Here is a 15,290-nt window from a genome sequence, read left to right on the forward strand (position 1 = left end):
CAACAAATGCCGGGACAAAAAGGTCGCATTTACCAAACTAGGCCTGTGGCATAATCAGGTTGAGAATGCGGGCATTGCTTCCTTTGAGAGCGTAGCAAGATCCATTGCAGCTCATCATCAATACATTCTCCATTACTTCGACAACAGAAGTACTAATGCATCGGCAGAATCATTCAATGCAAAACTCAAAGCTTTCAGGAGTGTCTTCCGTGGCGTAAGGGACACAACATTCTTCCTGTACAGAGTGATGAAATTGTATGCTTAAAAGTCTTTACCCCCCAAACTTTCGGTATGATCCGCAATCCCCAGGCTCAAACCCTGAACCTTCTCCGAATCGAACCCAATATGGGTGCCTTCGGAATATTATTCGAATCCCGGCGGGCACAAAAAAAAGCTCAATCTTTCGATTGAGCTTTTTTTTGTGAACCCACTGGTACAGAACTCGAACTCTTTTTTGGAAGATTTGAAGCGATTGAATCAATTAAAAGACAGTCCATATCAATACGATTCAGAGGAATATGAGCATAAACCTATACAGCCGAAGAATACGAAGCAAGGTAGGAAATTAAAAACATAAAGGCTGATTTGCAAATTTCTTTTTGACGTTGTGCCGTATAACGAACAAATTCCTTCGTATCTATAATATTAGAGTTTATTTATTAATATAGCCTCGTGCGATGATTAAAGGGATAGATGGAATTGCTATTATAAAAGACAGCCTTTTTCAAAGTGCATAAAAATCTTTTGGATAATTAGGTAGTATTTCATTTGTAAACATTAATCATTCATCCATTTTTTCATGTTTGCTTGTAAGCGTGCTTGCTCATCCACCGTCAAAAAGTTCAGCCGGCCATTAGGGTGGATTTTTATGTTTTTTATATGCGGATAAGTAGCCCACAAAAAATTTCTGAATAAATCATCGTCACCGCTTTCCGTTATTCGGTGGGTTTCTTCTGCCAATAGGAAAAGATTGTGCTCAAATTCTCTTCTGGTTTTTGGCGGAGGCATTCCATATTTACTCTTCTCCATTTTCTTTTGATTTTAGTTCTTTTTGTTGCACCATATTGGCAACTGAATTTGCCATCAGCCTGGCCATTTCATCAACTGTATGAAGGTTAGCTCTTCGGTTAGGCGCTAATCTGGCATTTTTTATCCCTTTAATTGATTTGATGTTCGATCTGTTAATCATTACCTGGTCTCTTTCAAAACCTTCGGATAAAAAATGCATGTTAAGTTCAAATTCTTTTCTACTGTTCGGCATCTTTTCTGTTTTTAAATTCTGGTCTGTCGAAATTTGCCAATGAATTAGCTAATAGTCGTGTTGATTCATCAATAGTCAGAAAATTGGTTCGTCTGTTCGGTAATTGTTTTGCGTTCAGCAAGCTATTGAGCATCCTCCGACTAGGCGGTAAATGAAATCTTCCTTTCTCAATACTCTCGGCTAAAATATCTATATGCCGTTCAAATTCTTTTCTGTTGCTTGGTGTAATCATCTTATTAACTCCTTTTGTTCAAACACATCAATGTACCTGGAATCGTAGCCAAAAGATATTTGCCAAATAAGCTTATACCCGGCTTTCAGCGTTTCGATCTTGGCTTTTGTTACGGTTGTATAATAACCTGTTTTTTCAGCAACCCCCTGTTCTCTATTATCCCAATTTCTTCCTTTACGCCAGTATACAGATTTAGTATTGTCTTTGAGATTTGGGATTAGAGTACCTAGAATTGTAGTCATTACAGCTGGTACCAACTCACTTCCGGTAACATTACCCGCATATTCACTCTTAATAAATAGCGGAATTATATCTTCTTCCTCATAAACACTATCAGGATAACCATTCGCCGGAAAAGTTGGCCAAGGATAAGAGTGACGTTTTGCAGAGAATTTTGCCATAGGGATTAGATAGGCTGTAAGCTCAATTTTTTCTTTACCGCTACGGCGAGATTCCGAATGCTGTGTAGCGTAATAGTTCAATGGAAGTTCACCATCAACTAATAGTTTGTCAAAAGCAATATTTCCGGTTTCAAAAAAATCTTTTACAGCATTTTCAAAAGTTTCATTACTGATATTAAACTGAGGTGCTAATTTGTTTTCAGGGAAAGTTGGTTGATAAAACCGTAATATATTAGCAACTTTCTCTCTGTCACTGAGTGTAGTGCAAGAGCACACAGCAACATTTAAAGCGTATCTCAAAAGAACATCAAAATCCGAAACAAGGGAGATGTCGTTATGATCATTGAAACTCCGATCAATATATTCACTTGCTTTTTGAGTATCCTCAATAGATAGTGGGGTCAATGCTTTTACCTGTCCCACCAATGTCTCAGCAAACTGTTTGGTTAAAATATTTAACTCATTAAGCTCATGTAAGGGGTCGCTTAACGGTTCCAAATATTCTTCTTCAAACACTATCTCACCTTTGCTTTTATTAGATACAGCAAAAGTTTGCTCAAACTTTGCAATCAATTCATCTAGGTCGGTAATGCCACTATTTTTAAGCTCGATAAGAGATGTAAGAATGGCCTCCCTTACCATAAAGTGATTAAGCTTCAATAGTTCTTGTTCCTTTTCTTCAAAAGCAGCTTTCAGATTTTCGGCAAAACCATCAGGATTTACATTTGAGAGCTGATGAATAATTGCAGCGGAGAGTTCTTTAGAAATGCTATAGCCGTCACAAAGTATTTCCTTCACTAGTGCTCGCAAAACAATGCCTGGGTTAATAGAGCCAAGCCAAACCAAGGTTTCAATAACTCGATTTTTTACAACTAATGACGGATGATTTAAGAACCAAATAAGGAATTTTAGTAGATGATCATCTTGTTCATCGGTATTTACTTTATCAGCTCCATTATTCAGCCACTCATACCGATCATAAAAATGCTGGTCAGTTCTCACCATCAAATTAATATGCTCCAGGACAGTTTCTAAAATCAACTGCTTTTCTTGCTCGTCATTTATATTCCGAAGTAATGAAATAATTTGGTTGGCAATTACCCATTCTTCAAAATAGGGCTCATTAATAATCAGTTGTTTTATGTCTTTAATAAACTCTGCAGAATTATTGTAGGTTTCAGCAAAAAGATTTCTTATATCATTGATTTTATTGGAATAATTAAATGACCATATTCCATATTTTTCGTCCTGAACCTTTTTCAATGCGTCGATTATGACTTTTCTTGCACCGCTTTTATTTTCTGTATTAATCTTCCGCTGTGCTTCTTCTTTTGCTATAATTAGTTCGTCAAGAGAATCTTTCTCTTCTCGTTTAGGAGTTGAAGGTTTTCTTTCTTCTTCAGTTTCTTCTTTTTGAGGTTGAGTTGGTTGCATTCCAACCGCTTCTAAATACGGTTTCAGCTTCTCAAAATTTGAAGTGCTCAATTCGCTAAACAATTCCCGTAGGTACTCATATCGAAATTCATCACTTATTTCAGAAACCACAAACCGAGCCAGGCGCTTAAATACTATGTCTAACTTTCCTGGTTCATTGTTTTCCAAATGATTCAGAATGCCTGCCTGAATCTTTGCATAACCTCTGATATATCTATCATCCCCAAGCATAAACAATTCACTTAGTCCCCAAACGATAAGGGAACCTGAATCTTCAATATTCCGTAACATGTCCATTATACCACTCTGCTCCTCGATTGCCCTTGCTCCTAATACGTATCCCTCGCCTGTGTAAGGCATATCGACTGCTCCCGACTCAGCATTGGTAATAATGGTTAGGTAATCCGGAAGCAACAAGTGCTTAAAGTATTCTATTGATTTATTTAAAAAACCTACTTTAGCCAAGTCACCGACAAATTCCTCCTGCTGCTGTTTCACATATCGTTGAAATGTCATCTCGCCGGATGCGTTATGAAGATGCGCAGCGAACTTCTGCAGATACGAAAGATTACCATCTTTAGGGACGATATTTGAAACTGCAGTATTGATTATCCCCAACTGAGCTTCTTTGTACCATGATGGCCCCATTGAGGTATCAATCATTTCCTTAAAAATTTGTTTAGCTTTATCATGATTCTTCAGGAGCGCATACAATTCAACTAATCTCAACAGGTATTCATTTCTTTCCCATCTATTTTCTACTGTGCTAACAATATGTTCTTCTAGGACTTTTGCTACTTTAAAGGCCGGAACCTCATGTTCAGGTTGCTTAGCTAATTGCTGGGCAATAACAAACAAGCTATCGGTATAACCTTCGGTGTATAGCCCAAGCTGATATGACTTCTTGTTGACTATCTGCTCAACAAAAACAGGAATATAATCGGGGAAAGCATCAATCAGTAAATGAATCAGGCTTTTGTAGATGACCGGGTAAATCAATTCAGGAAGGGCATAGCTTCTATTCCAATTCATCCTATCCCTTAAGTCCGGAATTAGCTTTTCAATCAAAGCAGTTAGTTTACTCTGAAGCTGTTTGATCTCTTCATTCCTGTCATCAATTTTATAACGCTTTGCTTTTCCTGTCAGGAAGCATAGATATTTAAAGACAGATTTTATACTTTCCTCCCAATTGGATGAGTACCTATATTGTGGAAGTGTCGGAAATTGATCTTCGGTATCAAAATATCCAAGACATTCTGCATTGAGTGTAAACCGATGTATGGATTGATGATTTAAATCAACGCCATTTTCTTTTCGCAAATCGAACTCTTCGATACCTGGAAAGACGTCCTTGTACAGGTTATCGATAAGATCAAACCTCTTTGATCTTCCCAGAAGAATATACAATAGCATGAAGTAGTAGTCTGGATGTGTGCCATATTTATCAATCACATATTCCAAGTCTTCAATCCACGCAGGAATATTATCCGCTGTTTTTCTTTTAGGACTTTTTTCCTGAAAATCTAACGCATGGTAAATGCTTATTGCAATAAAACCGCTTGACTTATCATCAAATGTGAATTTGTCTTCCGTTTTCTTAGTAAAAGGAGGAAGATTAAATCTCCAGATAAGATAGCCGCTATTGTAAGAACCTATACCATCTTTAAATTTATGTATAGCTTCTTTTGAATTACCGCTTGCTTCAATCATTTTGATAGCCGTTTTCTTCAAGTGTCCAAACTCATGAAACGCATTTTCAAAATCAGAGTTTGATGATAAGGTAACAGCACTGAATTTTAATTGGATAAATCGATTGAAGGCTTCAGTATCAAAACCACTTTCTATGATATTTCTACACGTCTGATTAATTGCATTCAATAAGATTTCTGCTTCTTCATCTGCCTCATACTCGTAAAATTTTTGTAGAAGGTATAAAGCATCCCCATCAGCAGTTATTAGCGTTTTATTGCGTACAACGTACCTTATCGCTTCTTCCGGTCTGCCTAAAGCCAATAAAGCATTTACAAGAAAAATGGCGTTCTCCTGAAAAAGTGTATTGTACCTAAAATTTACCCGCTGTGAAAGAAGCAATAAAGAAATGACTTTGTGCGCTATCCCTAATTCAGCAGCGAGGCCGATTACATTTTTAACGTCTATCAAAACAATATCAGGGTTAATACTGTTTAATGCACAGTCATCAATCCATGCCTGGTTACATTCGTCTAATGCGTTTCTTTTACTTTGCTCATCTCCATGTGTCAGGTGATACACTTTCTCAGACAGGCTAAAATTTGTCTGAGGGTATTTTTGAATATAATTACTTATGTTTTTATGTACCTGTTCGTCTAATTCATCTGTCTTTTTATTTACAAAATCAGAAAAAGAGGTGTGATAGATACTTATCGCTTCATTGTCTCTTAACAAGTGTTCGATCTTCTTAAAACCTGACAGGAAACTATGCCTTGTAGCTTCGGGCTGTATTTCTGATAAGGTTTTCTTATCCACCGGTATTCTTAACCTTGATAAAGTAGCTGCAAGCCAGATTTCTTCTGGATGATCATTTATTTGCAGCCAGATTTTGTTATAATAGTTTTCTATTTCTCCACCAATTACAGGAATCGAACTAATCCAATCGTCAATAGAAGGTATTTCGTCCATTCCTAAAATATACTTGATCAAATACCTTAGATAAAGCGGATGCCCTTCTGATTTTTCTGCAAGTGCGGCTATTTGATTTGCGTTAAGCCCTTTTTCTTTTATATGCTCCAAAAGATATTTCTCCGCATTCTGAATTGAGAGTGGTGTGACCTTAATTTCTTTTGATGCATCAATTGTGGTCTGGATTGCATTAGGTAATAACTCTTTTGATGTACATGAGAAAATCACCTTGATATGTGGAGGTAACTTAACAGGCAACACGGAGAGAAAGTTCTCTATTTGGGATTTGCTAACATCATCCAAACCGTCTATAATCAAAAAGGCTATTTTCCCTTGTTGTTGATAATGTATGGATAACTGCTGTATTGCTTGGTGAATTTCTATTATCCTGTCATTTAGTGTTTTTTCAGCTTTGGGTTTGGGTGGCGGACTATTATACAGGGTACGGTGACAAACTTCTTCTACCCATTTCATAAAAAATCCGGTGTCGCCCTGATTTGTGTTGGAATTTCTTCGCTCTCCGGAACTTTTACAAAAAATCTATCGCTTATAATATGATTGCCATCCTCAAATTTGAATTGAGCAGCTATTGTAGTTTTGCCTGAACCCGGGCTGCCACTTACCAAAAAATAACTCCCGTCAATTTGCGCTGCAACTACATCATTTATTTTTTGCAACACTTCTTCATTGGGCGTAGTGTCTGATATATCACTTTCTATCGAATCTGGTATAGAATGCCCTTTATCGATAGTGACAATGATGTGGTGCTTGTTCAAAATCTCAGTAATACTACTGATACTTGTTGCACCGAGTGTTCCTACGGTATCATACCCAATAACTCCTACTACATGCCCATTCATTACCAGCGGTGCACCTGACAATCCATCAAATTGTTTTATATTGCTGTATTGTTCACATTCTAAATCCACATCCCATTTTGTACCTTCATTAGTCCGAGAGACATTGCCGGTATATCTTCCACCAGAGTTTACCCTTTGTGTCGGGAAACCATAGGTTTCCCAATTTTCATTGTAGGGGATTTCTATTTTTTTTAAAGGAAGACCAGGAATAATAGTTGCAGATTGATTTTTAAGTTCCAATATAGCCACATCACGATCTGATATTCTTTCCAAAATTTCCGCCTCTACTTCCTCATCATTTAGATATAGCTTCACTGGTTGCCCTTCAGGCAAATTATGCTCAGATGTAAGTAAGATTTGTTTATCTCCTTCGGTGACAACAAAAAAGGTTGTACCTGACTTGTTTCCGCAAGTGACCTGCACAGTTGCTGTTTCTATTTGCTTTGGGTTTAATATTTTTTGGCTCATAATGTTAGTGTATAAGGCTGCTGATCTAGGTAGTGGATTGAGTAATTATATTTCTCCTTCCAATCTTTCCTATCAAAATATTTTGAATTAGCAGTGATATAATTAAAATATAGTTTTCTATGAAAACCTGCCTTCCTGGTAATAATATGCACTATAGTTTCTTTGTCCGGATGACCATGCTTTTGGCCGTTAGTAGAGATAAGGTACTTTTCCGAATCAATTTTATGTAACAACTCACGGCTGATATTACCAAAGCTGCCATGATGGGACACTTTTATTAAATCGAAGATTATTGTGCCTTCATTTTGATATTCATTAAGGGATTGAACTATCAAACCAGGGTGCGCATCGGCAAGAAAAAGTATTTTTTTGTTTTGAACCTGTAAAATAAAGGCAATAGAACTGCCATTTGTAGCCGTATAATCTTCATCAAAAGGTGTTTTTAATAGTTCTTCAAGCGTTTCTTTTGTAGCTGAAATTGGCTTAGGAGCTATTTTAGCCTTCTCTATTTCCCATGACAAAAGCATCTCAAATGCGTCATCATATAGCTGCGCATTGCCTGAATTGAAATTAGCGCCATACCTTTTTAATTCATCAGTCCATAGATCTTTTAGCTTTCCTAACTTTTGCTTGTCAGGGGAAAGCAGGTAGATATTAGTACCAGGCTTTAGTTCAATTTCAGACCTTTGTTCAATACAAACAGCCTGATTATTAAAGTCGCAATTCCATGAATATTTTCCTTGTAGCAACAATGCGCCCACTGTTGTTCCTTGCTCTGCACTGATACCTTTCTCTCCCTGTTTGCTTTCGCTTTGGGGATTTCCTCTTCGAATTATCTGTTGTAAAATTCGCTCTTGCTTTATATCTATTTCACCTTCCTTTTGCACACAGAGATGACGATATGTGTTATGCCAAACTTCTTTTATTGCTATAAACTTTTCGGCATTGTTATCTTTTAAAAACCTTATTGCTCCCTGAATATGGTCTGCGTCAATATGTGTCAGAATTAGTTTTTCAAGGGTTCCGCCGCTTTCACCAATTTTTATTAAATCATCTTTTAGATACTTTTGGAATGTATCAACGTAGCCGCAGTCAATGAGCAAATGCTTTTTCTCCGTTATGATTTCCCAAAAACTTACCAGGAAACAATCGCCGTTTTTGGCTGGATATATTTTAATACTAACATTCATTTTACTCTTATCTATATAAAGACTTTTCGCCACCAATACCAAATTATTTTAGCAACCCTAAATTGAAAAACTTTTCAGCTATCTGATTTCGTGAAAAATCAAAAGGCGCCGTAACCAAAAGCTTTTCACATCTATTAGCTATTAGTGTAGCTAACATAGTTTCTGTCTTACTTGTACCTGTAGGCATTACTACGGTTGCTGCATCTAAAGGAAGTTTCAGATGTCCCATTATCATATGTAATGCAGCAATCTGAGGTTGTCTTAATCCTGACTCGTTTTTATCTTCTTCTTTATATAGAAAATCATTTTTCCATGATTGTATAATCTCATTGGATGAGTACTCTTTTAAAAGAGGGTGTTTCGCCCATCCCTTTATAACTATTTTACCCTCTTCAAACCGTTGTTTACTAGGGAGCATATTAGTAAAAAGAGCGTATTCAATTTCTTCGGGAATAAATTCTTCTTTGGTAGTGAGACAGATTTTATTTCCATTGTCTTCTACCAATAAGTAAAAGCGATTTTCCTGCAATACATTAAGTGGTATTGATCGCTTTGAGGCCAATAGTTGCTTTATAATATTTTTGCTTCTAGTTTTTTGATAGAGAGTTGACTTAAGAGTGGGTAAAGTTATTTTCATATGTTACATCAAATTCATTCTCAAGATTATTATTAAAGGTGATTGAATTACAATTTACTAAGTAATAAATTGTAATTCACACAAATATAACCAAATAAAAGCTCTTTAGATTACGGAAAACCCTATTCGAGTTGTAAATAAAAGTGTCTTATTTAACGCTGAGCTGATTCTCTTTGAGAACTTTAACGTTATCATGAGAAACTAATGACAACAGCAATCATATACATTCTAGTCAGAAAAATCGAACAAGCACAGATAAGATACTCGAGGCGTAAAGGAAATAAAATATCAATTCAAAAAGCGGCCAAAATTTTATTTTTTTAACAAGACTGACGAAAATTTGGAGTTTTAAGGAAAAAAATGAATCGGTTCGAAAACAGTTAACATATTTCCAGCTTTTAGCTCAAAATTAATCCATGATACTAATCTGACGAGTATTTAATTAGAAGAGATTTTTAAGAAAACCTTCCTATAGTAAAAGTAAAGGGATTATGATGAAAAATGGCACCATTTGTCTTCCAATGGCGCCATTTAGCTTTTTTTGTGAACTTACTGGTACAAAACTCGAACTCTTTTTTGGAAGATTTAAGACGATTAAACCAACTTAAAGACAGTCCGTACCAATCTGATATATTCGTGGAAAAGGTTAATCAACCTAAACCTAAACAGCTTCAAATTTCGACAAAGGTAAACAAATTGAAAAGATGACAATGCGTTTCTGCCAAAAATTTTAATGCTTCCTACAAAAAAAATCTTCCATGACTTCGACCTGTATTCTGTACCAAACTCATTGCAAAGGATAATATTTGTGTTTAGATAGTGATAGTGTACAATTTAAAAACCTTAGCTATGAGACATCCTTTGAACAATATTGTGGCTGAAATCCAAAAGCAAGAAAGGAAGCTGTCAGCCGAAACGTCCAGTTTCATTGACGAGGCATATAAGATGACGATTTACCTCCAAGAATTATTATATGCCGTCAAAGAGGACGTGATAAAAGAGGGCTTTTCCAGTAAGGACGAGGAAATCTATTTTTTTAAACAGGTCAAGCCGAACATCCTCGGAAAACTTATCTATTACAATAAGGTGTACCGGATTGAGACGGCTTGCCCCGTAGATAACGGAAAACTGCACCAAAACTATTTCGCTCTGCAACTGCGTGACTTAAAACAGGAATACCAAGAGCATATATGCAATTCTGAATTTTACAGGTACTTCCGCTCCGGCAGAACCGACCGTGACGGACATTACTTCACGTTGGGAAACATTAATTACTATGACGGGCTGAACAGTTATGTATTTGAAATCGACCCTAAATTTTCGACCTATTTTGATTACAAGGTGGCGAAAATCATAGCCAACGAATTAATCTATAACTATCTGACGACAAAGCTAAGCCCCGAACAAAATCCCGATGTCCTGCTACAACACGAGGAAACAAAAGACTTCTTTTGGACACAGACAAAAAATGCCCTTATCGAATTGATTTATGCACTCTATGCCTGCGATGCCATTTCGCACGGGAAAATAGGCATCCGCAAAATCAGCATGGTACTCCAAATCCTGTTCCGTGTGTCGCTGAACGACATACATAACAGCTTCCACAGAATGAAGACCCGTGCAGGCTCACGGACATTGTTTTTAGACCAACTCAAATACAGCTTAGAGGAATATATGGACAGGGAAGACAACCTATAATTTTGGTCTTCTCTTTCCATCAAAAAGGACAGCATCAATCGGTGCTGTCTTTTTTTTGCCCGTTTGCCTATATGTGTCTATCGGCAAATCCATTGATTTGGATGCCGACCGATTGACCAAAAGTGCGAAAAGCCCCCAAAAACAGGGCTTTACACGAATTGTAAAAAAATGAAAAAAGTGCCATTTTGATAGACACGTATCGGAAGACAGCCTGCGCCAATCGCTCCAATTTTGTGGTGTTAGAAATCATTAAAAAGTATTGTTATGAACATCGACAGAATGGAATTTATCGCATGGATGGAACGTATAATGGAACGTTTCGATATTTTGAAAGAGTACGTCCTAAACATCAAGAAAGAACGGCACAGCATAGACGGTGAGGAATTACTGGACAACCAAGACCTGCTCCTAATGCTGAAAATCAGCCACCGTTCCCTGCAACGATACCGCTCCACGGGTAAGCTACCATATTATACCATTAGCGGAAAGCTGTACTACAAACTATCGGATGTACACCAGTTCATTAGGGAAAGTTTTAAAGCCCCCATACGGCGTACAAAAGAAAACCGATGACAAACCCTACCACGAAAAGACGGGTACGGCATAGCCGTACCTGCTTCGCTTACTTTCGGACAGTATAATCTTTAAATAATCAATATCATGAGCGAACAGACAAATGAAAATCCACAGCAATATCCCGAACAGCTTTCGGATGTGCTGTTGGTGATGGACAAGGAAAAAAAGAAAATCCAAGCCGTTACGGGTGTTGACGAAAACGGTAATCTGAAAACCGTTGATGCCACCAAGAAAAACCAAAGCCAATTTATGCGGGTTGACAGAGCCGGAGATTTGTTTACAAATTTCTTCTCCAACTTTTGGCGACAGCTTAAAGACCCGACCCATTTTTCATTCTTCAAAGTACCTGCAAAGGAAGCGGTCGAAACCGCTAAAGAAATGCAGAAACAGGTTGATGCCCCCACCAAAGAGGGCGAGGCTGTTATGGCAAAGCATGAGGTCAAAGAACCAAAGGAGCAACAACAGGAAACCAAAAAGGATGTGGAAGCACCACAGGCGACACCGGAAACACAGCAAGCACAGGAGAAAAACGAATACCGCTATAAGGCAGAAGATGTGGACTGGAATTATTTAGCGCAATTTGGGATAAACAAAGAGAGGCTTGAAAAAGACGGGCAATTGGATTTGCTGTTAAAGGGCTATAAGACCAATAAGGTATATCCCACAAGTGTCAATTTCGGTGCGGTCATCATGCGCTCGGAAGCAAGGCTCGGTTTCCAAGACGGTGAAGACGGAAAACCTGTACTTATGATGTATGGTGTACGCCACGAACCCAACCTCAAAGCCCCTTTCTTTGGTCACGAGTTTACCAAAGAGGACAGGGAAAACCTACTCAAAACCGGAAACATGGGGCGTGTGGTGGAATTGACCAACCCCAAAACAGGCGAAAAGATACCCTCCGTTATCAGTATCGACCATCTCACGAACGAGGTCATTGCATTTAGGCATGAAAGAATAAAAATACCCGATGAGATTAAGGGCGTGAAGTTGAACGAAGACCAAAAACGGGATTTGAAAGATGGGAAAGCCATTTATTTGGAAGGGCTGGATTTTAAAAACAGTACGAACAAAAATGCCTATGTGCAGTTCAACGCCGACAAAAAATATACGGAGTTTCTTTTTGGCGATAAAGCCCCCAAACAGACACAGGAAAACGACCCGAAAATGTTCCGCAACAAAGTGTTTTCGGATGAACAGTACAAGCAACTCACCGAGGGCAAGACGATTTACGTTTCGGATTTCAAGGACGGAAAAGGAAACCCGTATAAAGGATATGTCACGCTGAACAAAGAAACTGGAAATTATGATTTCAGCTTTAAAAACCCCAATGCGCTGAAAAATAAGGCACAGCCTGCCGAAGCGCACAAAACACAGGTTGCCGTGAACTCCAACGGGAAAACCAACGAAGCGACCAAGCACATCAACGAGCCTCTGAAACCGGAGCAACAAACGCCGAAAAACAAAACTCAACAGCAACGGCAGAATGACCCTAACCGTCCGGCTAAATCCAGAGGGGTAAAAAGATAATACCATCAAAAAACATTTTCCTTTGGAAATCCCCTTTCACAGAATACGAAGGGGTTTCTCAAAGAGAAATGTTCACCACAAAATCCATTAAAAGAGATAGTATCATGAAAGCAATCATTGCAGAAAAGCCAAGTGTGGCGAGAGAAATAGCTACCCTGTTGGGAGCGACCGAAAAACGGGATGGCTACCTAACAGGGAACGGATACGAAGTTACGTGGGCATTGGGGCATTTGGTCGGACTGGCGATGCCCGAAGATTACGGGGTATCGGGCTTCCAAAGGGAAGTCCTGCCCATATTGCCCGACCCTTTTATCCTTACGGTACGCAAGGTAAAAAAGGACAAAAGTTATGTTCCCGATAGCGGGGCATCAAAACAGTTGAAGATTATCGAACAGGTCATCGGCAGATGCGATAGTATTATCGTGGCCACCGATGCCGGACGTGAGGGGGAACTCATATTTAGGTACATCTATGAATACCTAAAGTGCCGGAAACCCTTTGAACGCCTATGGATAAGCTCGCTCACGGAAAAGGCGATTAAACAGGGTTTTGACAACCTAAAAGCCGGAAGCGAATTTGACGGGCTGTACCGTGCCGGACAAGGGCGGAGCAAAGCCGATTGGCTTGTCGGTATCAATGCCTCGCAGGCGTTGAGTATTTCGGCAGGGCGTGGCGTTTACTCGCTTGGCAGGGTACAAACGCCTACGCTTGCCCTTATCTGCAAGCGGTATTTGGAAAACAAAGACTTTGCCGTCAAGAAATACTTTCAAATCCAGTTGGAACACCGCAAAGAATTTACAGACTTTAAGAGCCTTTCCAAGACCAAATGGGATGACAGAAAACTCGCTGACGATACGCTGAAATCCATTCAGCGTATCGGAACGGCTACCGTAACGGCGATGGAAACCAAAACGGTTTCGGAGCAACCGCCTTTGCTATTCGACCTTACGGGATTGCAGAAAGAAGCGAATAAAAGGGCTTTCTATACTGCCGAGGAAACATTGAACATTGCCCAAAGCCTGTATGAAAAGAAATTTATCACCTACCCCCGTACAGGGAGCAAATACATCCCCGAAGATATGTGGTCGGAAATCCCTGCACTGGTAAGGAATTTGGAAGCGAGGGCTTCCTGTAAAAAGGCGGTCGGAAAAGTGAAATGGGGGCGTTTCAACAAACGCATCGTGAATGACGTAAAGGTCACAGACCACCACGGTCTGCTGATTACCGAAAAAATCCCGTCCGAACTGTCAGCACACGAAAATGTTATCTATGATATGATTGCGCACCGCCTGTTGGAAGCCCTTTCACTTGCCTGTACCAAAGAAATAACCGACATCGGATTGCAGGCTTTGCACTATGATTTTACACTTAAAGGCTGTAAAATCCTCGAAGCCGGCTGGCGTGGCATCAAGGAAAAATTTACCGATGAAGACAGCGAGTCTGTGCAGGAACTGCCGGAATTAAAGGTCGGCGATGAGCTGAAAATCAAAGAGGCATCCGTACTGGAAAAGAAAACCAAACCGCCCGTGCTTTACACCGAGGCAGGTCTGTTGTCCGCAATGGAAAACGCCGGAAAGGAAACCCATAACGAGGACGAACGGAAAGCCTTAAAAGACATCGGCATCGGTACACCTGCCACAAGAGCCTCCATTATAGAAACGCTCTTTAAAAGGGATTACATTCGGCGTGAAAAGAAATCCCTTATCCCTACCCATAAGGGATTGCAGGTTTACGGGGCTGTTAAGGACAAAAAGATTGCCGATATAGCCATGACCGCCGAATGGGAAATGGCATTGCAGAAAATCGAAAACAACGAGGCGGATGCAGGTGCTTTTCACCGTGAAATGGAAGCCTATGCCACTTCCATTACACGGGAACTTTTGGACACTGGCATTGCCAATGAAAAACAACCGGAACTGACCTGCCCCAAATGCAAGAGCCGTCAGCTATTGATTTGGAACAAAGTTGTAAAATGCCCCGATGAGGCTTGCAACTGGCTTCAATTCCGTACCGTGTGCGGAGTGCCGTTGAGCCTTACCGATATAGAAAGCCTTGTGAAAAAAGGAAAGACCAACCTTATCAAAGGCATGAAAAGTAATTCGGGCAATAAATTCAATGCCTATATCGTCATGAACGATAAAGCCGAAACCTCTTTTGAATTTGAAAACAGGAAACCAAAAAGGAAATAAATGCTTTGTTTTCTGGACGGCATACAGCGTGAGGGATAGAAGCGACATCCTTTTGCGGTCCTCGCACATCCGCAAAAGATATAGCGGATAGCCCGACCCGTCTGCATTTTTCGGTAGCCCGGGCATGGGGTTAAAATGCAGACGGTGGCACGCCCAAAC

Annotated in this window: 12 protein-coding genes; 5 read left to right on the forward strand and 7 right to left on the reverse strand. The window is 39.3% G+C overall.

The annotated features are described in order from the left end of the window. The coding region (locus tag CRT24_RS15715; RefSeq protein WP_144034477.1) for a transposase at window positions 1–265 on the forward strand (265 nt) is incomplete at its 5' end. Between the two features lie 512 nt (window positions 266–777). On the opposite strand, the gene CRT24_RS15720 is transcribed toward CRT24_RS15715, so the two are convergent. The 7 genes from CRT24_RS15720 to CRT24_RS15750 are packed head-to-tail and all read right to left on the reverse strand — an operon-like array spanning window position 778 to window position 9,141. After that, a complete protein-coding gene (locus CRT24_RS15720) occupies window positions 778–1,029 on the reverse strand; it encodes a hypothetical protein (protein ID WP_218962648.1) in 252 nt (83 codons plus the stop codon). Beyond that, complete coding sequence (avs1c, locus tag CRT24_RS15725) at window positions 1,016–1,261, reverse strand: AVAST type 1 anti-phage system protein Avs1c (protein WP_099372143.1); 246 nt, start codon at window positions 1,259–1,261, stop codon at window positions 1,016–1,018. Before avs1c (CRT24_RS15725) ends, CRT24_RS15720 begins: the two co-directional genes overlap by 14 nt. Then, window positions 1,248–1,493, reverse strand: a complete 246-nt coding sequence (gene avs1c, locus CRT24_RS15730; RefSeq protein WP_099372144.1) for an AVAST type 1 anti-phage system protein Avs1c — start codon at window positions 1,491–1,493, stop codon at window positions 1,248–1,250. The genes avs1c (CRT24_RS15725) and avs1c (CRT24_RS15730) overlap by 14 nt, the downstream gene beginning before the upstream one ends. Then, entirely contained in the window at window positions 1,490–6,460 is a 4,971-nt protein-coding gene (locus CRT24_RS15735; protein WP_099372145.1) for a hypothetical protein, read from the reverse strand. Before CRT24_RS15735 ends, avs1c (CRT24_RS15730) begins: the two co-directional genes overlap by 4 nt. After that, window positions 6,457–7,314, reverse strand: coding sequence for a serine protease (locus CRT24_RS15740; protein ID WP_099372146.1), 858 nt, complete (start codon window positions 7,312–7,314; stop codon window positions 6,457–6,459). Before CRT24_RS15740 ends, CRT24_RS15735 begins: the two co-directional genes overlap by 4 nt. Beyond that, window positions 7,311–8,504, reverse strand: coding sequence for an AVAST type 1 anti-phage system MBL fold metallo-hydrolase Avs1a (avs1a, locus tag CRT24_RS15745; RefSeq protein WP_144034599.1), 1,194 nt, complete (start codon window positions 8,502–8,504; stop codon window positions 7,311–7,313). The genes CRT24_RS15740 and avs1a overlap by 4 nt, the downstream gene beginning before the upstream one ends. A gap of 43 nt (window positions 8,505–8,547) precedes the next feature. After that, window positions 8,548–9,141 (reverse strand): hypothetical protein, encoded by a 594-nt coding sequence (locus CRT24_RS15750; RefSeq protein ID WP_099372148.1) that lies wholly within the window; start codon window positions 9,139–9,141, stop codon window positions 8,548–8,550. A gap of 849 nt (window positions 9,142–9,990) precedes the next feature. On the opposite strand from CRT24_RS15750, the gene CRT24_RS15760 reads away from it, so the two are divergent. The 4 genes from CRT24_RS15760 (at window position 9,991) to CRT24_RS15775 (ending at window position 15,131) form a co-directional block, all read left to right on the forward strand. Further along, a complete protein-coding gene (locus CRT24_RS15760; RefSeq protein WP_099372342.1) occupies window positions 9,991–10,839 on the forward strand; it encodes an RteC domain-containing protein in 849 nt (282 codons plus the stop codon). 264 nt (window positions 10,840–11,103) lie between these two features. Next, window positions 11,104–11,412: a helix-turn-helix domain-containing protein gene (locus CRT24_RS15765; RefSeq protein WP_013632691.1), complete on the forward strand. Its 309-nt coding sequence runs from the start codon at window positions 11,104–11,106 to the stop codon at window positions 11,410–11,412. Between the two features lie 87 nt (window positions 11,413–11,499). Next, the gene (locus CRT24_RS15770; protein ID WP_099372150.1) at window positions 11,500–12,942 is read left to right on the forward strand and encodes a DUF3945 domain-containing protein; all 1,443 of its coding nucleotides are present in this window, start codon (window positions 11,500–11,502) and stop codon (window positions 12,940–12,942) included. A 104-nt stretch (window positions 12,943–13,046) separates the two neighbouring features. Then, entirely contained in the window at window positions 13,047–15,131 is a 2,085-nt protein-coding gene (locus CRT24_RS15775; RefSeq protein WP_099372151.1) for a type IA DNA topoisomerase, read from the forward strand. Window positions 15,132–15,290: the final 159 nt, after the last annotated feature.

Source organism: Sphingobacterium sp. 1.A.5 (assembly GCF_002734235.1).
In the GTDB taxonomy this organism is placed as follows: Bacteria; Bacteroidota; Bacteroidia; order Sphingobacteriales; family Sphingobacteriaceae; genus Sphingobacterium; species Sphingobacterium daejeonense.